Source organism: Spirosoma panaciterrae DSM 21099 (assembly GCF_000374025.1).
Lineage (GTDB): Bacteria > Bacteroidota > Bacteroidia > Cytophagales > Spirosomataceae > Spirosoma > Spirosoma panaciterrae.
Genome location: NZ_KB893177.1, coordinates 172,045 through 191,131, shown reverse-complemented (window position 1 = coordinate 191,131; position 19,087 = coordinate 172,045). Strand labels below are relative to the sequence as shown.

Annotated in this window: 14 protein-coding genes; 4 read left to right on the top strand and 10 right to left on the bottom strand. The window is 48.4% G+C overall.

Annotation, left to right across the window (positions count from 1 at the left end; translation table 11 throughout):
- Nucleotides 1-27: 27 nt before the first annotated feature.
- From mutL to B153_RS0109240, 4 genes are all read right to left on the bottom strand, one after another.
- Nucleotides 28-2,073, bottom strand: coding sequence for a DNA mismatch repair endonuclease MutL (mutL, locus tag B153_RS0109255; protein ID WP_020596418.1), 2,046 nt, complete (start codon nucleotides 2,071-2,073; stop codon nucleotides 28-30).
- A gap of 243 nt (nucleotides 2,074-2,316) precedes the next feature.
- The gene (gene rpsJ, locus B153_RS0109250) at nucleotides 2,317-2,622 is read right to left on the bottom strand and encodes a 30S ribosomal protein S10 (RefSeq protein WP_020596417.1); all 306 of its coding nucleotides are present in this window, start codon (nucleotides 2,620-2,622) and stop codon (nucleotides 2,317-2,319) included.
- 110 nt (nucleotides 2,623-2,732) lie between these two features.
- Complete coding sequence (gene fusA, locus B153_RS0109245) at nucleotides 2,733-4,850, bottom strand: elongation factor G (RefSeq protein ID WP_020596416.1); 2,118 nt, start codon at nucleotides 4,848-4,850, stop codon at nucleotides 2,733-2,735.
- Nucleotides 4,851-5,091: 241 nt separating this feature from the next.
- Nucleotides 5,092-5,955 carry a glycosyltransferase family 2 protein gene (locus B153_RS0109240; protein WP_020596415.1) on the bottom strand — a complete coding sequence of 288 codons (864 nt, stop codon included), beginning with the start codon at nucleotides 5,953-5,955 and terminating at the stop codon, nucleotides 5,092-5,094.
- A gap of 198 nt (nucleotides 5,956-6,153) precedes the next feature.
- On the opposite strand from B153_RS0109240, the gene B153_RS0109235 reads away from it, so the two are divergent.
- The gene (locus B153_RS0109235; protein ID WP_020596414.1) at nucleotides 6,154-7,929 is read left to right on the top strand and encodes an ABC transporter ATP-binding protein; all 1,776 of its coding nucleotides are present in this window, start codon (nucleotides 6,154-6,156) and stop codon (nucleotides 7,927-7,929) included.
- A 102-nt stretch (nucleotides 7,930-8,031) separates the two neighbouring features.
- Here the strand turns inward: B153_RS0109235 and B153_RS0109230 are convergent, their stop codons facing one another.
- Complete coding sequence (locus B153_RS0109230; protein ID WP_245564856.1) at nucleotides 8,032-8,568, bottom strand: S24 family peptidase; 537 nt, start codon at nucleotides 8,566-8,568, stop codon at nucleotides 8,032-8,034.
- Between the two features lie 298 nt (nucleotides 8,569-8,866).
- Here B153_RS0109230 and B153_RS0109225 point away from each other — a divergent pair, with 298 nt between their 5' ends.
- Nucleotides 8,867-10,132 carry a DNA polymerase Y family protein gene (locus B153_RS0109225; protein ID WP_020596412.1) on the top strand — a complete coding sequence of 422 codons (1,266 nt, stop codon included), beginning with the start codon at nucleotides 8,867-8,869 and terminating at the stop codon, nucleotides 10,130-10,132.
- 120 nt (nucleotides 10,133-10,252) lie between these two features.
- Here B153_RS0109225 and B153_RS0109220 read toward each other — a convergent pair whose 3' ends face one another.
- Together B153_RS0109220 and B153_RS0109215 are read right to left on the bottom strand one after the other, a co-directional pair.
- Nucleotides 10,253-11,113, bottom strand: coding sequence for a pirin family protein (locus B153_RS0109220; protein ID WP_020596411.1), 861 nt, complete (start codon nucleotides 11,111-11,113; stop codon nucleotides 10,253-10,255).
- 50 nt (nucleotides 11,114-11,163) lie between these two features.
- The gene (locus B153_RS0109215; RefSeq protein WP_020596410.1) at nucleotides 11,164-11,982 is read right to left on the bottom strand and encodes an Fpg/Nei family DNA glycosylase; all 819 of its coding nucleotides are present in this window, start codon (nucleotides 11,980-11,982) and stop codon (nucleotides 11,164-11,166) included.
- 361 nt (nucleotides 11,983-12,343) lie between these two features.
- Here B153_RS0109215 and B153_RS0109210 point away from each other — a divergent pair, with 361 nt between their 5' ends.
- On the top strand, nucleotides 12,344-13,279 hold the full coding sequence (locus tag B153_RS0109210; protein ID WP_020596409.1) for a hypothetical protein: 936 nt from the start codon (nucleotides 12,344-12,346) through the stop codon (nucleotides 13,277-13,279).
- Between the two features lie 74 nt (nucleotides 13,280-13,353).
- Here the strand turns inward: B153_RS0109210 and B153_RS0109205 are convergent, their stop codons facing one another.
- Nucleotides 13,354-15,906, bottom strand: a complete 2,553-nt coding sequence (locus B153_RS0109205; RefSeq protein WP_020596408.1) for a TonB-dependent receptor plug domain-containing protein — start codon at nucleotides 15,904-15,906, stop codon at nucleotides 13,354-13,356.
- Between the two features lie 464 nt (nucleotides 15,907-16,370).
- Here B153_RS0109205 and B153_RS0109195 point away from each other — a divergent pair, with 464 nt between their 5' ends.
- The gene (locus B153_RS0109195; protein ID WP_211221665.1) at nucleotides 16,371-17,597 is read left to right on the top strand and encodes a PQQ-dependent sugar dehydrogenase; all 1,227 of its coding nucleotides are present in this window, start codon (nucleotides 16,371-16,373) and stop codon (nucleotides 17,595-17,597) included.
- Nucleotides 17,598-17,699: 102 nt separating this feature from the next.
- On the opposite strand, the gene B153_RS0109190 is transcribed toward B153_RS0109195, so the two are convergent.
- On the bottom strand, nucleotides 17,700-18,134 hold the full coding sequence (locus tag B153_RS0109190; RefSeq protein WP_020596405.1) for a hypothetical protein: 435 nt from the start codon (nucleotides 18,132-18,134) through the stop codon (nucleotides 17,700-17,702).
- Nucleotides 18,131-19,003, bottom strand: a complete 873-nt coding sequence (locus B153_RS0109185; protein ID WP_020596404.1) for a transglutaminase domain-containing protein — start codon at nucleotides 19,001-19,003, stop codon at nucleotides 18,131-18,133. The genes B153_RS0109190 and B153_RS0109185 overlap by 4 nt, the downstream gene beginning before the upstream one ends.
- Between the last annotated feature and the right edge of the window lie 84 nt (nucleotides 19,004-19,087).

Genomic DNA, 19,087 nt, shown 5'->3' with positions numbered 1-19,087 from the left:
ACTAATTTATACTGATTAACTTAATAATCAGCGCAAGAGGCCAGCAATTTTATCCAACGTAAGCACAACCGTAATCGGTTCGCCCGTGGGGGTATAACTTGGGTTTGTTGATGCGAATAATTGGTTTACTAAAGCACGGCATTCGGTTGCACTTAGGCGCGTGGCGCGGTGCATCGCTGACCGTCGGGCCAATGATCGTGCCATAGATTCTATTTTATCTAATTTCAACCGGCCCGTATCGGCCCGAAGTTGCGCTAGTAAATTAGCAAACAATTCTTCTTCGTTCTCGCCCATGGTCAGGGCTGGTATTCCCCGAATGACAAACGTATTGGCACCTAATTCGTCAAATTCGAAACCAAGGTTTGTCAGGTCCTGCTTCAGATCGAGAGCCAGTTGAAAATCAACGGGGGTCAGCGTAATGGTCTTTGGAAATAATAACTGCTGAGAGGACCCATTTTGTTTGGTCAGTGCCGTGTGAAATTGGTCGTACAGAATTCGTTCATAGGCTCTACGTTGGTCAATGAGCATTACTCCTGACTTGATAGGTGCTAAAAGGTAACGATTCTGGAGTTGAACAATGCTCTCATCTTCAACCAGTACCGGGCTGTCTTTTTCCGATGCGGATAAACCTACCTGTAATTGGTTGGCCCGGCTGCCAAGGGTTATGGGTTCATTTTCAGGAATGGATTGGCCTATTGGCGGATTCGTAGAACGTACTGGGCCTAACCAGTCTCCAGGTGTGGTTGAAGGACTCTCCGTTTTTTCCGGGTCGGCTACCCCGTCGTACAGGGTTTGCCAGTTGTTGACCGATGGACGGGCTATAGGCTTTGAGGGCAGATTAAAACTACTACCGGCGGCTGAGTCCAGCGAGTCATCTCGTCGTGAGCTTCGCTCTTTAACGGGCTGGCTCGTTCCCGTTGCCCAGGAAGGGCTAATGGGACGGGGCGCTATTGACTCGGATGTAGAGGCTTTCGAAACGGGGACAGACGTTTCCAGGTCACCTTTAGCAGACGGTTTCGATTGATTGGCGGAAACGCCAGTCAGAAAGTTGACATCGGAATCAAAGTCGAGAGAAGGGGCCAGATTATATAAGCCCACCGCTTTTCGAACCGCAGCCATCATAATGGCATATACCGATCGCTCGTCATCGAATTTAATCTCTGTTTTGGTTGGGTGGATATTGATGTCGATATGGGATGGATCAATCTCGATAAACAACACGTAGAACGGATGGCTGCCTTCAGGCAGTGTACCTTCGTAAGCACCTATAACCGCATGATGTAAATAGTTGTGCTTGATGTATCGATTATTGACAAAGAAGAACTGCTCATTCCGCGCCTTTTTAGCCGATTCTGGCTTGCCAATGTAGCCGTGGACGGTTACGTAAGGGGTTTTTTCCTCGCAGGAGTTCAACTGTTCGCGGTAGCTCTTGCCAAACATATCCACAATTCGGCGGCTTAGTTTCCCGGCAGGCAAGTTGTAAATCTCCTGATCGTTATGAAACAGGGAAAAGGCTACTTCGGGGTTGGCCAGCGCCACATGCTGAAACTCGTCGATAATATGACGCATTTCCACTGAATTCGACTTCAGGAAATTACGCCGGGCGGGTACGTTAAAAAATAAATTTTTAATAAGGAGGTTGGTTCCTGGCAGGCAGGTGATCGGCTCCTGGGCTTTTATATCCGAGCCTTCAATCCGAATGAGAGTGCCTAATTCGTCCTCTGCCCGGCGGGTCCGCATTTCGACCTGAGCAACCGCAGCAATCGAAGCAAGAGCTTCACCCCGAAAGCCCATGGTCCGAATACGGAACAGATCGTCGGATGAACGAATTTTAGACGTAGCATGCCGTTCGAAACTCATTCGGGCATCGGTTTCGGTCATGCCTACACCATCATCTACAATCTGGATCAGATTACGGCCTGCTTCACGGATAATCACTTGTACTGATTTCGCTTTGGCATCGACCGAGTTTTCAAGCAACTCTTTTACCACCGAAGCGGGCCGCTGCACAACTTCGCCAGCCGCAATTTGGTTGGCAATCGAGTCGGGCAGTAGCTGTATCACGTTTACCATAACGAATGGAATATTCCTGTTCTGTTGTTCACTGTATTCCTACAAGATACAAAAATAACAGGCAGATGAGTCTTATAATTCGGATAAAGGGTAGATCGTGGTGAAGTTTCTTGCGTATGGTTTTCTGTCGGCAACACTAGTCACTAGTCGGCTGGTAGTGGATGCGTTAACGAATAAAAAATGCCGCTCCTTCTGAACAAAATTCGTTCGAAGAAGCGGCACAAAGCCTTTTACTGAAATTCGTTAGACTTTGATTTCTACGTCAACACCACTAGGAAGTTCAAGCTTCATCAGCGCGTCAACCGTTTTAGCACTGCTGCTATAGATATCAACTAACCGCTTATAGGTGCAAAGCTGGAATTGCTCACGCGCCTTTTTGTTCACGTGGGGCGACCGAAGCACCGTATAGATTTCTTTGTTGGTTGGCAGGGGGATGGGACCGCTGACAACAGCGCCCGTCGATTTAACCGCTTTCACGATTTTTTCTGCCGACTTGTCAACCAGCATGTGGTCGAACGACTTCAGCTTAATGCGAATTTTTTGGCTCATTGTGTTGTGGTTCATTAAGTGAAACGTGTACGCCGAAAGAACCATTTACTCCGACGACACAAAAAATGGGCAACAAGCCAGGTGGCTCATTGCCCAATATCTAGTAAGGCTTACGCCTTCACGGTACCTTTTTCTTTAGCTACTACAGCATCCGAAATGTTCTGTGGAACGACTTCGTAGTGCGAGAAGGTCAGGTTAGCCGTAGCACGACCTGACGACATCGTACGCAAATCGGTTACATAACCGAACAATTCCGACAGAGGAACATCGGCTTTGATCACCTGCGATCCGGCTTTCGTATCCATACCTTTCATCACACCCCGACGACGGTTGAGGTCACCTGTGATTGGTCCCGTATATTCTTCGGGAGTCAGTACTTCAACGGCCATGATGGGCTCAAGCAGTTTCGGACCTGCCTGACGAGCTGCTTCACGGAAACCTAAACGAGCCGCCATTTCGAACGACAGCGAATCGGAGTCAACGTCGTGGTACGAACCATGGAACAACCGGACTTTCATGCTTTCGAGCGGGAAGCCAGCCAGCGGGCCATTCTTCAGTGATTCTTCGAAACCTTTGGCAACTGGCTGAATGAATTCGCGAGGAATTACACCACCAACGATACCATTCTCGAATTGCAAACCTGGCTTAACCGAACCATCTTCTTCTGGATCGCGAGGCCCTAGTTCGAACACGATGTCGGCAAACTTACCACGACCACCCGTCTGCTTCTTATACACTTCACGGTGCTCAACGTTTTTGGTCAGCTTCTCTTTGTAAGCCACCTGAGGAGCACCCTGGTTTACTTCTACCTTGAACTCACGACGCATCCGGTCGATGATGATTTCGAGGTGAAGTTCACCCATACCCCGGATAATGGTCTGGCCGGTTTCTTCGTTCGACTCCACTTTCAGGGTTGGGTCTTCTTCGATCAACTTGCCAATTGCTTTCGAGAAGTTGTCCTGATCGGCCGTTTTCTTCGGCTCGATAGCGTAACCAATAACTGGATCGGGGAACACCATCGATTCCAGAACGATTGGGTTCTTCTCATCCGACAGGGTATCGCCTGTTTTGATGTCTTTAAATCCAACGACAGCACCGATGTCGCCTGCTTCCAGACGTTCGATCTGGTTCTGCTTGTTGGCGTGCATCTGGAAAATCCGCGAGATCCGCTCTTTGCTGCCCGAACGGTTGTTCAGGACATAAGAACCAGATTCCAGTATACCCGAATAGGAACGTACGAAACACAGACGGCCTACATACGGGTCGGTTGCAATCTTGAACGCCAGTGCAGAGAAAGGCTCCGAGGTTGAAGGCTTCCGCGAAATCTCTTCGCCTGTGTTCGGATTGGTACCTTTAATGCTCTCCTTGTCCAACGGCGAAGGCAGCAAAGCCATCACGTAGTCGAGCATGGTTTGTACCCCTTTATTTTTGAAAGACGAGCCACAAAGCATCGGAACGATCTTCATAGCGATGGTTGCCTTCCGAAGAGCAGCCAGCATCTCCGCTTCGGTGATCGAATCGGGATCCTCAAAGTATTTCTCCATGAGGTGATCGTCGAATTCGGCTACGGCTTCGAGCAGTTTTTCACGCCATTCGGTTGCCTCCTCGAGCATATCATCCGGGATGGGAACAACCTGGAAGGTCATGCCTTTATCCGCTTCATTCCAGACGATACCCCGGAAGTTAACCAGGTCAACTACGCCTTTGAAGTTGTCTTCTTCTCCGATTGGTAATTGAAGAGGAACAGCATAGCTGCCCAGCATTTCTTTCACCTGCTTGCAGACATTCAGGAAGTCAGCTCCCGAACGGTCCATTTTGTTCACGAAGCCCAGACGAGCTACATGATAATTGTTAGCCAGACGCCAGTTGGTTTCTGACTGTGGTTCTACGCCATCAACGGCGCTGAAGAGGAACACCAGCCCATCGAGTACACGCAACGATCGGTTTACTTCAACCGTGAAGTCAACGTGACCTGGCGTATCGATGATGTTGATATGGTACTTCTGGTCGCGGTAGGTCCAATCGACAGTGGTAGCAGCCGACGTGATGGTGATACCCCGCTCCTGTTCCTGCTCCATCCAGTCCATGGTAGCAGCACCATCGTGTACCTCACCAATTTTGTGGCTTACCCCGGCGTAATACAGAATCCGCTCGGTGGTGGTTGTCTTACCCGCATCGATGTGGGCAGCGATACCGATGTTTCTCGTGAAATTTAAATCGCGAGCCATTAGCTTGTTATACTGAAAGTTATGTTTTTCTAAACTCGAAGGAAGAGCTTTCACTGACTAACGCAGGTAGCCCTTTTACAAATCAGGACGCAAAATTACTGAATTTCAATTAGAAATCAAAGTGTAAGCCTCGTCTTATAGCTTATATTTAGAGAAAACAGCCTCCTGAGATGAAGAGGCCAAAAAATGATCGTAATTTAATGAACAGCGTGTGTCGTAAACGGATGTGCGGCTGACCAGACTAGTGGTCGTTTGTTGAAGTCTTGGTGTCGTGAGGAGCCTGCTTTACAAACAGAATGTTCAATCGGCGAAGCTCATTCCTGACGCGCTGCCACAGCACATTACCAAAACCGCCATCTTTAGTCAGGCTCCGTGTCTTTGTCCATACACGAGCTTTAGCCGATCTGACCTGCTTCACCTGGCCATACTGCATTAGGTCGAAACACATACGCCCATCTTCGCCCCGAATTTTGTGCATGACATACCCGACCGATAACGCCTGTTCACGCAAATAGCCGGTACTAATCCCATAGGCATTCAGATGAGGGCGTTTGATGTGCCGCACTTCGGCAAGAATGTCTTTCATGGTTTCCAGCAGCGAAAGTTTTAACCGCGAAAAGCCTGGAGATGGAAGGTAGGCGTATCGGCCATAAATACAGGCAATTCCTGGTTGTTGCAGAACGGCCATCATTTCATCTACCCAGCTGGGTGGGTAGAGCCCGTCGGAGTCGGCTGTGAGTATGTATTTGCCACGGGCCTGCTCAAGGCCTGCCTGTCGGGCCGGACCCCAACCTGGAATGGGTTGAAAGACTTTTCTTACCTGGAGTTTGTCCAGTGTTTTTTGCGTTTGATCGGTCGAGTTGTTGTTCACGACCAGAATCTCAAGCGGATGGCTGGTTTTTTGTTTAGCCAGCGATGCTATGCAACTCAAAATGGTTACCTCCTCGTTCCAGGCTGGAACAACAATGCTGACAAGTGGATTGGGCGACAGAAGCTTGGTTAGGTCCTTGTTGATACGGTCAAAAACAGAATCTGGAATACGATCAAACGAGCCATACGAAAATAGAAATTCGTTGGTCCAGGCAGGAGCTTTGCGTAAATTCACCGATGTTGGAGTACATTAAAAGTTACCGGAATGATAAATAATTTATTTTTCAGGTAATGGATACAAACAAGTAGACGGATACGATGTACTTAGGTCAGATGTTGGCTGACCAAGGCGGCATATATCTATTAATCGGTAGGTGATGTGACTAAAAGGTTGCTGTAAATAAATTTGCGTTGGTCCGTCATAAATCAGTGTATGCAAAATCCCTATATCGCCTTACTACGCACCGCCTGGACGTATGCCCGGCACGAAAAGCGGCAGTATGTGCTGGTGTATTGTCTGTTCATACTGGCCAATGCCGTAGCGGCTCTGCGGCCTTTGTTATTTGGTTGGTTTATCGGTGAGCTTCAGCAGCAAGGCACATCTATTCTTAGACTGGGCTGGTTGTATGCGGGAGGGTATATAGGCCTGGAGGTGCTGGAATGGGTTTTTCATGGCCCCGCACGCGTTATGGAGCGACGGCTGGCGTTTAACCTGAGTCGAAATTTTCTGGATGAGTTGTTCCACAAAACCCTGCATTTACCTGTTGGATGGCATAAGGATCACCACAGCGGAGCAACCATCAATCGAATCCGTAAGGCTTATGATGCGCTGAAGACGTTTTTTCAGGATGGGTTTATGTATTTGCAGGCTCTGGCCAAATTTGTCTTTTCGTTTGGGGCTATGCTCTATTTTTCGCCCGCCTTTGGCCTGATTGGTGTAGGTCTGGGCGTATTGACAATTTGGGTTATTCTCCGTTTCGACCGACCCTTCATCATTGCCCTGGACGAGACCAATGAGCGGGAGCACGTTGTTTCATCGACGTTATTCGACAGTCTGTCCAACATTATTACGGTCATTACCCTTCGGCTGGAACAACGGATTCAGGATAGTTTACTGCATAAAATAGCGGCTGTTTTCCCCCCATTTATCCGGCAGGTGAAAATCAATGAGTGGAAATGGTTTGTGGCCTCGATGCTGGTTGGGCTTATCTATGTCGTATTGGCCACAGGTTATGTATATCAGCATTATGTACCGGGCAAGGTGTTTCTGGTAGGAGGATTGGTAACTCTGCTGGGTTATGTGAACCAATTTACCAGCGTGTTCAACGACATTGCCTGGCAGTATACGCAAATTGTCCAGTACAATACCGATGTGCAGACGGTACGGTCTATTACGGAAGCGTATACGCGTTACGAACGGCCTGAAAATGAAAACCTGCCCGAGGGCTGGAATAACATCGACATGGCTGGGCTCAGTTTCTCGCACAGCCGTCCGGCAGGAAGCACTCAAAAAATCGTTCATCTGAATGAACTGGCCATTCGTTTGGGGCGAGGTAGGCGGATTGCCTTCATTGGCGAAAGCGGCTCAGGCAAAAGCACCTTATTGACTCTATTACGTGGCTTATACCAACCCGAGCCGGGGGTGTCGGTTCGGGTTGATGGGGTAGTTTACGCTGATTTGAATGCCGTTGCGAATACGGTGACCCTCTTTCCGCAAGAACCCGAGATTTTTGAGAACACAATTGCCTATAACATTACTCTTGGTTTACCTTTTGAAGAGGAAGATATACGAGAGGTTTGCCGGGTGGCTCGTTTTGATGAAGTGATACGTCGGCTACCCAATGGACTGGAAACGAATATTCAGGAAAAAGGCGTGAACTTATCGGGTGGGCAACGGCAGCGACTGGCATTGGCACGTGGTGTATTAGCCGCCCGGACTAGTGGTATTGTATTGCTGGATGAACCGACGAGCAGCGTAGATCCCAAAACGGAACTCCAGATTTATCGGGAGCTTCTGCGGGTGTTTTCAGATAAGGCGGTCGTATCGACTCTGCATCGGCTTCATTTACTGCCCCTGTTCGATTATATCTACATCATGCAGGATGGCCGTATTGTGGGCGAAGGTACGTTCTCAGAACTTCAGCAGAACAGTATTATTTTCCAGGACATGTGGGCGCACCAGAAGGATGTTGATAAAGTGGTCAGGTAATGGTCAGGGTGGTCAGGTAATGGTCAGGGTGGTCAAGTAGGGTCAGACATCGAAAATCAATTGTCTGACCCTACTTGACCACCCTGACTTATTTCTGATTTTTTATTCAACAGGAGCTTCTACGATTGAGACGATTTTCCAGATGCCCCGAATATCCTGTAAGGGAACCGTCACGTTACCCCCGTTGGGGTTGTCGGAATGGAGCGTGAGGTATTTACGAGTCAGGAGTTCGTTGTCCCGAATGCGTTTAACGACGAAATAATCTCGGTACATCACTGCATAGACGCCCCCCGACTGGTACTCCCAGTTGCTGTCACTGACCGGAACGGCCAGAACTTTGGCTCCATGGATTAGTTGCGGGCTCATACTATTGCCCGAAATTTCGAGCACTACAGCCTGCTTCTGGTTTTTCATAACCGCTTTCCGAACCCGGAATGTTTCCATATCCGTCCCGTTGATTCCATCGGCATAGCTTTCTACAAAGCTGGCGTAAAACTTTACGGGAATGAAGGGTACTTCAAGGGTATCGTCGTCGGATGTAAATAACCGAACATTAGTTTCGGGAACATTCAATACCGGCAATTTTCCCCGAATCAGAAAGTCAGAGCTGATTTGCGGATAGCAGGTCAGCAAACTCATAATCGTATCGTACGACGGTTTTGCACGACCGTTCAGAATATTATAAAATTTAGAAGGGTTTTCACCTAACTCCTTAGAAATCTGATAGATTGTTATACCTAAGGCGTCGAAAACCTGTTTTAGTCTGTCCTGAATTGTCACGATACTGCTAATTTTTTTGAACAATTTTTTGGGTATAGTAGTCTGGATCGTTGATTTTTATAATATAACTAAAATATATTGCACTTGTATTATAAAAATCATACTACAAATATAGACGTATGCTATTACTAAAAGCCACTTTTCGACCCAAAAATTAATGAAACGGAACCGATTGGGCACACACACGCTGCCAACAGTGCTTTTTGTTGACATGAACAGCTTTTTTGCCTCCTGCGAGCAACAGGTAAATTACTGGTTGCGTGGTCGGCCGGTAGGTGTGTGCGTATACACAGGGCGGCATGGTTGTGTAATTGCTCCATCGATTGAGGCCAAATTACGTGGAGTGAAAACCGGAATGCGGCTGGACGAAGCCATCGTACTTTGCCCGGATTTAGTACCCATCGAAACGCATCCCAATCGATACCGTGAATTTCATGTCAAGATTATCGACGTGCTTCGGCAGTTTTCAGACGATGTGGTGCCCAAAAGTATCGACGAGGCCGTGGTGGATTTGACAAACTACCAACTGGTGTATAAAGATGTACGGCAAACGGCTTTAGCGATCAAGCAGGCCATACGCGAAAAAGTAGGGGATTGGCTTCGCTGCTCCATTGGTATCGCCCCCAATGTGTTTCTGGCAAAACTCGCTTCTGATATTCAAAAACCTGATGGTATGACCCTTATTACGCCCGAAACCATCGACGATGTACTGCGTTCGCTTACCTTAACCGACTTGCCGGGAATCGGACAACGGATGGCGGCTCGCTTGCAGGCAGGTGGTGTTCATACGCCAATCGATTTACGCTATGCCAAACCAGAACACCTGCGGGCTGTATGTCGGAGTATTGTGGGGTGGCACTGGCACTTACGGCTTAATTTTGGCGGAGAGGTTGATTTTGATACGGCCCAGGAAAATAAAAGTATGTCGGCCATGCGCACGATCTCGGCCGATCAACGATGCTCGCCCGAACGACTGGATGAACTTCTGCAATCGCTTTGCTTAACGCTCGAACGGCGGATGGTTCACAAAGAGTTATTCTGTCAGGATTTATCATTCTCCTGTCGGTATCATTCGGGCAAGACCTACAATTACGAAGTGCATTTTCCGGAACCCAAGCAGGATGGCCCCGAACTCTATCGGATTATACGCGAACGGTTGGATACATTTCAGGCTACCCATCGGTGCGAACCCGTTCTGAACGAACATTTGCGGAGTATGTGCGTGGCTGTTTTTCGGTTCATTCCCGCCGAAGTTGTACCGCTTAGCTTATTCGAGAACGATACGCGCAAAGCTACCCTGCGCAAAACACTGTATGAACTGAAAACAAAATTCGGTGCCGATAAACTAATGCGGGCTACAGAACTGCGCGACAATCCCGTATATCGGGATGTGATTGGTTTCGGGAATATTAAGGATTTATAGAATAGAAGTCGGAAATGGTCAGGGGGGCAAGTATAGTCAAGCGATTGTTCAATCCCTGCTAATCCTCGGCAACTCCTGACCATTTCTGATGACCCTTGCCTGTTTTTATCGATACCTGGCCTACTGCAACACACCCATGCGTCCGGCCTGAAAGTCTTCAAACGCTTCCAGAATTTCTTCACGCGTGTTCATCACAAAGGGTCCATATACGGCCAAGGGCTCCCGGATGGGCTCTCCGGCCAGGATCAGCAGTTTTGTGTCCTCTTCCGCCGAAAGAGAAATACGGTCGCCATCCTGATTTAGCAGGGCAATCTGCCCTCGCTCCATGGCCGTTGTATTGAGGGTAGCAGAACCACTCAATACGTACACCATCAAGGCATACGACTGTGGAATCGTTATTGTTTCGGTTTGGCCCTTATTCAGCCGCAGATCAGCTACAACGATAGGGCTAAATGTGCTGGCCGGGCCTTGTAAACCTGCTAGGTCGCCCGCAATCACTCGCAATTGACCTCCACCAGGCAATGTGACCACTGGAATTTTTGTGGCGGCAATATCCTGGTACCTGGGCGGATTCATTTTGTATTGCGCTGGTAAGTTGACCCATAACTGCACAAAATCCAGTTGGCCGCCTTGCCGGGAAAAGGCACGCTCGTGTTTTTCTTCGTGAATAATACCAGCGGCAGCCGTCATCCATTGGACATCACCCGCAAAAAGTTTTCCGTGGTTTCCGGCCGAGTCACGGTGTTCTAAAGCCCCTTCATAAACAATAGTGACGGTTTCAAAACCCCGATGCGGATGTTGATCGACTCCCTTTGGACGTTCGGAAGGCTTTACCTGCATAGGGCCATGATGATCCAGAAGCAGAAATGGACTGTAGGGCCGTGATCCTTGTGGGTGAAATGCATTCAACCCAATAAAGCCATCACCAACATTGTTGGGAGTAGCCGTGCGTATATCGGAAATTGATCGTTGTGTTGTCATTTTAAATGTATATACATTTAATACGATAACATGTTTCTGTTCCCGCTAGTTCACTGAATGAATTGCTCACGAGGGCAGAAGAAAGTGGTACGTCCGCCAACGACCGAGCGCTCAATTCGCGTATGACAGCGCGGGCAGAATTTATGGGCTTCCACATCATCGTAGGGCGAATTGTCCCACTCACGGACGTGAATCAGAAAGTCGATCGGAAAGTCCCGATAGGCGGCTTCGTAGCGAATGGCTGTTTCGAGAACAAGGCGGATGGCATCATGTAGCTGATGGATCTGGATTTCGCTGAGGGTATCGGCGCGTTGTTCGGGATGAATCCTTGCCTGAAACAATACTTCATCGACGATCCAGTTGCCTAGCCCAGCCACCACCTGTTGATCGAGCAAAACGGGTTTTATAAAGGCTTTTTTGCGCTGAACCTGACGGGCTAATGCCTCAACAGTAACGGCCGGGCCGTCTGGGCCAATTTTTTTCCGGAGCAGGAACTCGTCGATGCTATCAATCAAGCCCACTCGCTCAAATTTTCGGGGGCATAAGAACCCCAGGTTGAAGCCATTGGTAAATTCAAATACAATTCGGGCAAATCGCGGTCTATCGAGCGATGAATGATAGTATTCCAGATCGCCTGTCATACCAAAGTGCATATGCACGAAGATATTAGGCTGATCAGTACGTACGAAGAGGTTTTTTCCTACTCGCTCCGTGCCAACAAACTGGCGGCCAATCAGCCACTCCTGAAGCGTGTGATAGTCTGTAGTGAGCAATTTTTTATCTTCCACCTCAATGTGGCTGATAGGCTGGTAAAGCGATGATGTTTCGAGGTACTGGCGTCTGATCTCGACTTCTGGAAGTTCTGGCATTCGGATTCAATTTTGACCTTAAACCTACTGTACATCAGGGTTGTTTTATATCAGATGATTTAGCCTACTAAGAGCATATGCTTACTATAGAGAAAATTAATTATTTATCGAACGGTCTATCTATCTGATAATCATTATATAAATTTGCGGTGTTTTATGGGTACTATTTAAACCTTTTTTTAATTCTGTGAGTTGTTCACTACAATAGGTTGCCGTAAGCGGGCGTTCCGGTAGTGTCGCTCGTGAATCGACTTACTATTTTTCATTCAGACAAAAAGCTTGGATGTAACAACCTCTACACAACCGCGAAAGCGGCTTTTTTAAGTTTGTGCATGTTTAATCGTTAAACTGAAAATTTGCAATGGAAAATAATGCGCCCAAGTCAAAAACAAATGGTGCTCTTCTGGCTGCTCTGATCATTATGACGGGTTTGGCCGGAGTATCGAGTTATCTGTACTTTGATCAAAAGAAGGTTTCTGAAAACCAGGAAGTAACCATATCGGAACGCGTTGAAGAATTATCGACAACTCGCGTTAAGCTGGATTCGATCTCAACAGCGTTGGATGCTAAAATTGCTGAAGTACAGAAACTGGGTGGCGACGTTTCGGAACTCGAAAAGGTAAAAGCGCAACTGGAGCAGGATAAAGCTGCTTTGAAGCGTGGCAACCGGGTTTCGATTTCAAAATACGAAGCCAAAATCAAGCAGTATGAAGCCTTCCTGGCGGAAAAAGATACGCTCATTGCTGGTCTGCAACGTGAAAACGTTACGCTGGCTACGAACGTAAAAACGCTGGACGAAGAGAACACAGGGTTGAAAACGAACCGTCAACAGCTACGGGATTCAGTAAACACCTTCGTTGCACAGAACACGGAGTTGACCAGCAAAGTAACCCGGGCTGCTGCCCTGAAAGCGCAGAACGTAAAAGTATTTGCGGTTAACTCGAAAGGCAAAGTGAAAGAAGACGATGCCTACAAAGCGAAGAAGCTGGACAAGATCAAAGTCGTGTACACGCTGCTGGATAACCCGCTGACGAAAGAGGAAGCGAAGGATGTATATGTCCGGGTACTTGATCCCGATGGGGCTGTTGTATCGGACATGGCTAACGGTTCAGGTACCTTCAACGTTGATGGCAATGAAACCATCTATACTACGAAGCAAACGGTAAATTACACCAACAACAACCAGAATGTTGAGTTGCTGTACAGCCGTGGTATTCCTTACAAGCCTGGTAAATACACCGTAGAACTGTATTCGGAAGGTTTCCGCATCGGTTCGGGTGAGTTTGCTATTCGTTAATCCGTTAAGCTCACTTCATGAAAAAACGCGCTACCCAACGGTGGCGCGTTTTTTTTATGAAGTATTTCGAGGTTCTACTTGCCGGGCATTTCCCAAATCAGGTTTGTGTAATAAAATCCCCCAACGGCTGGGCCTCCAATAAAGGTATAGTAGGGTTGATTCAGTAAGTTGGTACCACCAAATTTGATCAGTAATCCTGGTTTGCGGAGTAAATAACTGAGTTGGGCATCGATCGTATTGATGGCAGGCACTGTGCCTGTAGCCAGTTCCGATTGCCATAGAAAGCTGCTCTGGTATTTATAATTGACCGAAATGCCCATACCATTCCAAAAGTTTCCATTCGTAACCGTCAGGTTGGTAATCCATTTTGGGGTATTAAAAGCACTTTCGAGCCCATCCCCGTTTTCGGCCCGGTCGAGCCTGGCAAATGACGCATTTCCTCCCAACGACCAGTTAGTAGTGAGGCTGTAGCGGAGTGCGGCACTCGCGCCATAGTTGTAAACGCGTGTCTGAGAATTTGTCCAGAGTCGATACCGATCCTGTGTGGTTGAACTCGAAAAATAATAAGCCAGCGAATCCGGATTTGCTCCTTTCGGCAGGTTGGCATTGACCTGAGCAATAAAATTCCGATACGAACTGTAATAAAAATCGACATCTACGTACAGGCGCTGGGCTAACCAAAGCCCTTTGTAGCCAATCTCTACACTGTTAACTTGTTCGGGTTTGATGTAGGTATAGGGGCTGGCTTTCAAAAGTCCTTTGTTTTTCTGGATAGCCTGACTGGTCGATAGACCGTTGGCATTCACATCGGCGGTAATAGCTGCCTGAAAAGCATTGATGGACGTGACCAGATAAGTATTTTCATAAATTCCTCTCGACATGATCGGAAGCCCACCTACTCGTTTGACACCGCCCGAATTGACATTCGAAAAAGCCTCGAAAAGAGACGGGAACCGATACCCATTCTGATAAGACAATCGAAGGGTATGGTATTCGGTAGGCGAGTAAACCAGCGCTAGTCTGGGGTTTAGCCGGGGATCAAAGTATGTGTTCTTGTCGAGCCGTATCGATGCCGTTGCTTTCAGTCGATCGTTCAGAAAGTTTCGACTGGCCTGCACAAAACCGCCTTCCTTCCCATATACTAAATTGTGCCCTGGGTTAGTCGAGTTAATGAAATAATTGCCATCAGGGAAAACCACATACCGTCGGAAATCAAAACCTACCAATAGATCGATGCCCGTTTGCTGCCGAAAATTCTTCCACAGCACTTTGGTCGGTTCCCACTGTCCTTCGGCATGATACAGCCAGGATTTGACTTGTAAAGCGGCTCCAACATCCCAGTTGTTAATTGAGCGGAGACGGCTAATCAGCGTATTGAACGCCCCGGAACCCGGTGCTGGACGATCGCGGTCGGCAACTGATCGGGCATCCCGGAGGGCATCGGGCACGGGCATATCGGCTTTGGTATCAGCATTAAACTGACTGGTAAAGTCGGCAAACCATTGGTTATCCGATTTAAACGATTTGTCGATGTTCTCAGCCATTGACCGGATGTTATAGGAGTCGCCTGTATTTTCCCGCGATCGATAGGCCCGGATTTGTACAGATGGCGACGTAAACGTCAGGCTGTGTTGATCCAGCACATAGTTTTCGAGCCGAAAGCGATTGGTACGTTGATACACATTGTTGAGGGTGGCACCCTGATACGTGTATATCAGTTCGGTGGTGGGGGTAAAGCGATAATGTACCGAGAGGTCGCCCCGCAGATTTAGCAGCCGGTAATCGGTAACCTCCGATTCATAATAACCCGTACGGGCGATGCTATAGCGTTTGCCACCCAGGGTCAAGGTTCGCCGGTTTGCCGATTCGTTGCCGTAACTATTGACGGGGTCATATGCCGGATTATCGGCTCCCAATAGGCCTAAAGAGCTATTTCCTGTTGGGTTCAGATCCATCGAATTGGCGGCAATCCAGTCGTACCCCCGCTGATAGACCAGATTGACTTTAAAGGCAAAGCGGTTGCCGATCCGCTGAGCGTAGCGCAGGCTGGTTTCGGAATACAACTGAGCCGAAACAGCCGCATCCGCTACATGGTTGACCCCTGTTTTCTGCCCAATGCTCAGGCCGGGCGAATCGAAGGGATTTCGGGTGATCATGTTGACCAGACCATTCAGCGCATTCATCCCGTATAAAGCTGACGCAACCCCCGGTACCACTTCTACCCGCTGAATATCTAAATCGGAAGGGGCCAGGGCGCTGGCAATGGGAGCGCCAATATGGGGAGCCTGATTGTCGCGTCCGTCGACAAGCTGCACAAACCGGACATTGGTAGTATTGGCAAAGCCACGTGTGTTATACACCTTAAAGCCCAGGCTGGAGGTAAGCACCTGAACCCCCTTTAGGTTCTCAATCGCATCGAAATAAGAGGGTTGGGCCGATAGACGAATCCGCCGGGCATCCAGCACTTCGATGCTTACCGGAGACCGTAGAATCGATTCGGGTACTCGCGAAGCCGAAACAACCACTTCGGCCAATTCTCGTGAACGTACTGTGTCTGGCTGCGGTATCGTATCGCCTGTAAAATGCGTAGAAACAAAACCTAACCAGAAAATAGTAGAGTTGAGCATACGGTTGATCGAAAGGCTGGCAAATCAATCGTTATATTTTTGCGAATATAACGATTACCCCAATAGGTTGACTGGTCAATCAGGTTCGTTTAGTATAAAAACAGACAAAGTCGACAAAACTTCGTCTGGGTGGGTACTGGGTTACCTGGCCGTTCTGGCTTTTCGATTCGGAAGGCAGTTCGTTGACATTTAGGTATGCCGAATGCATCTGACGCTTTTAAACAAACTGTAATGACCCGTAAAGCATCGACTGCCTGAGTTTGTTTGTACCTTGACTTTGTTCGTAACTTAATCAAATAGGGTTTTGTACGAAAAATGCATTCAGAAATGAAGCCATCTCAAACGGATTACTGAATTCAATTACATTTGTCGGGCTGCGGCAAACAGTTGGTCGTTCGGCCAGGAATCTCAGTGTTTCTAAAGAAATAGTATCGATAACCAGAAGAAATTAACGTTAATTAATCATGATAAAACGAATGATTGTCCCCATCAGTAGCCTAGGTTTAGTACTGATGGGTCTTACTCTGGACGCCTGTGGTCAGCAATCGGCTGGAAGTGGTCTTGCCTCTGTTGAAACCAAAGAGCCTAACTCTCCGAACTATAAACCTGCTTTTGCGGGTCAAACGCGGATCGCTGGTACCAAAACCACTACACCCTATGAGGGTAAAGTGCTGACCGAAGCCCTCACCAGCCCGTGGGGAATAACCAGCTTACCGGATGGTCGATTGCTGGTCACACAACGGGAAGGTTCCATGCGGATTGTGACAACGGCCGGCAAAGTGAGCGAACCGATTACGGGTTTACCCGCCGTAAACTCGTCGGGGCAGGGCGGGCTTCTGGGCGTTCGCGTCGATCCTGACTTCGCTACTAACCGAATGGTTTACTGGGTATTTTCTGAACCCCGGCCCGACGGTAATCTGACGGCGGTTGGTAAAGGGAAATTATCGGCCGATGAGAAGAAAATAGAGAATGCAAAGGTTATTTATGAGGCTACGCCAGCCTATAAAGGCAACCTGCATTATGGGGGTCGAATTCTGATCGATAAGCAGGGAAATCTGGTGATCAGTACTGGCGAACGGTCGGACCTGGTGACCCGCCCACAGGCTCAATCGCTCAATTCTGGCTTAGGCAAAGTGATTCGAATCACGAAAGAGGGTAAACCTGCTTCCGGTAACCCATTTGTAGGCCAGGCCGATGCCCGACCTGAATTATACTCTTATGGCCACCGAAACGTCCAGAGCCTGGCTTTTCATCCGGTTACGGGCGATCTGTGGGAAGGCGAATTTGGACCACGGGGTGGGGATGAAATCAACCGGATTCAGCCGGGTAAAAACTACGGTTGGCCCACCATTACCTACGGTATCGAATACAGTGGCCAGAAAGTAGGAGAGGGTATTCAGCAAAAAGAAGGGCTTGAACAACCCGTTTACTACTGGGACCCCAGCGTTTCGCCTAGTGGCATGACGTTCTATAGTGCTAACAACGTACCTGAATGGAAAAACAATCTGTTCATCGGCACACTGAGTGGAATGCACGTTCTGCGGCTGGTTATCGAAAACAATAAGGTCGTTGGTGAAGAGCGGTTATTATCCGACCAACTTCAGCGTTTCCGGGACATTACCCAGGGTAAAGATGGCGCCCTATATGCCATTACCGATCAGGGTAGATTATACCGCATCGATAAAAAATAGACCAGGATAATTGGCCAGTTGTTTTTCACTGGCCCCAAAAAAACGAACAACCGACGCTGCATTAGCAGGTCGGTTGTTCGTTTTTTAAGTATAGGCCGTTCTCTATTGTTTGACGCCAATAAATTCGCTGACCGAACTATCCTGAGCCGTTAACCGTAACAGTTGCCCCTGCTTTTCCATACCGTTGCTCGTAAACACGCGGTCGGTTTGCAGCGTGCCTACACGGGTGTTGGCAATCCGAAGCTCAACTCCATTGGCTTTACGTTGCAGAAGCACATGAGGAATAACCTGCGTTTCGGAAGCAGGGTACTGTCTGGTCAGCAATAAGGTTACATTACTGTCCGACTCCTGTTTTAGCTCAACGTACGGCATCTGGCTCTGTGAAAGGGTAGCGTAGGATGGGTCGAGGTAAAAATTAGTGCGGTAGGTTCCAACTGCTTCACCTGCCAGAGAGCTAGTATTCGGCTGAATATCAGACTCATGCTGACAAGCCGTAAGGGCACCGATCAGAGAGCAGAAAAGCAGTGGTTTTTTCATGGCATATTGGTCGTCGGTTGATTAGACCCAACGGAGGCCGAAAGGGTTGGGGCTTCGTCAACTTTTTTTTCTGATTCGTGGCTTTCTGGCTGAGCCATGTCAACCCAGACCTTCATGTCATTGAGTTTCATCGGTCCAAATTGCGTTGTAAACGCTACATCAGCTGCATCACGCCCATAGGCTACGGTTATTCGGTTGCCACGCGGTTCGCTCTGCGTAGCATCAAACGTAAACCAGCGTCCATCTATATACGCTTCGAACCAGGCGTGTAAATCCATTGGATCGAGCTTATATAAATAGCCAACGACCATGCGGGCCGGAATATTTAAAGATCGGCAAAGCGAAATGCCCAAATGGGTGAAATCACGGCAAACGCCTACCCGTTTGTTGGCCGTATCCATAGCCGATGTGCTGGCATCACTGGTGCCATACTCATACCGGACATTCTCATGAATCCACTTTCGGATGGCTTCGGCCTGATCGTATCCGGGTTCGGCATGGGCGGTAATGTCGGCGGCCAGATCGCCCAACTGATCGGACTGGCAATAGCGGCTTGGCAAAGTGTAATGAAGCACATCGTCGGGCAAATCTTCGACGGGGGTATAAGGAGCGCCCGGCGCTACATCAATTAGATCGGCGGTTTGAACCGTAGCCGAAAAGTGAATGGAAAACGGTCCTGCCGGTGCCACAACCCGTTGGCAAAGATTCCCGTACATATCGGTAAACTCCGTTACGTTGACAGTCGGGGTGATTTGATACTCTTCCCGAATAATCCATTGCCCTGCACCTGAGCGCGGGCGCAGCATTAAGATGAGAGGAGTTGGCGTTTCAGCGTCAAAATAAAGTTCGCAGCCTGCATTCAGTTGCATAGTGATTAGGGAAAACCTGTTAGCGTATTGTTCTGTAAGGTTAACTCAAACAGGCGTTTATGGTTGCGGTTTTCGAGCGTTTAT

What these genes read in the sequence shown, in the direction of transcription:
- B153_RS0109210 (WP_020596409.1), top strand. Translation starts at nt 12,344, where the DNA reads ATGGAAAATAATGCGCCCAAGTCAAAAACAAATGGTGCTCTTCTGGCT.
- B153_RS0109215 (WP_020596410.1), bottom strand. Translation starts at nt 11,982, where the DNA reads ATGCCAGAACTTCCAGAAGTCGAGATCAGACGCCAGTACCTCGAAACA.
- fusA (WP_020596416.1), bottom strand. Translation starts at nt 4,850, where the DNA reads ATGGCTCGCGATTTAAATTTCACGAGAAACATCGGTATCGCTGCCCAC.
- B153_RS0109220 (WP_020596411.1), bottom strand. Translation starts at nt 11,113, where the DNA reads ATGACAACACAACGATCAATTTCCGATATACGCACGGCTACTCCCAAC.
- B153_RS0109235 (WP_020596414.1), top strand. Translation starts at nt 6,154, where the DNA reads ATGCAAAATCCCTATATCGCCTTACTACGCACCGCCTGGACGTATGCC.
- B153_RS0109230 (WP_245564856.1), bottom strand. Translation starts at nt 8,568, where the DNA reads ATGAGTTTGCTGACCTGCTATCCGCAAATCAGCTCTGACTTTCTGATT.
- B153_RS0109205 (WP_020596408.1), bottom strand. Translation starts at nt 15,906, where the DNA reads ATGCTCAACTCTACTATTTTCTGGTTAGGTTTTGTTTCTACGCATTTT.
- B153_RS0109195 (WP_211221665.1), top strand. Translation starts at nt 16,371, where the DNA reads ATGATAAAACGAATGATTGTCCCCATCAGTAGCCTAGGTTTAGTACTG.
- B153_RS0109190 (WP_020596405.1), bottom strand. Translation starts at nt 18,134, where the DNA reads ATGAAAAAACCACTGCTTTTCTGCTCTCTGATCGGTGCCCTTACGGCT.
- mutL (WP_020596418.1), bottom strand. Translation starts at nt 2,073, where the DNA reads ATGGTAAACGTGATACAGCTACTGCCCGACTCGATTGCCAACCAAATT.
- B153_RS0109225 (WP_020596412.1), top strand. Translation starts at nt 8,867, where the DNA reads ATGAAACGGAACCGATTGGGCACACACACGCTGCCAACAGTGCTTTTT.
- rpsJ (WP_020596417.1), bottom strand. Translation starts at nt 2,622, where the DNA reads ATGAGCCAAAAAATTCGCATTAAGCTGAAGTCGTTCGACCACATGCTG.
- B153_RS0109185 (WP_020596404.1), bottom strand. Translation starts at nt 19,003, where the DNA reads ATGCAACTGAATGCAGGCTGCGAACTTTATTTTGACGCTGAAACGCCA.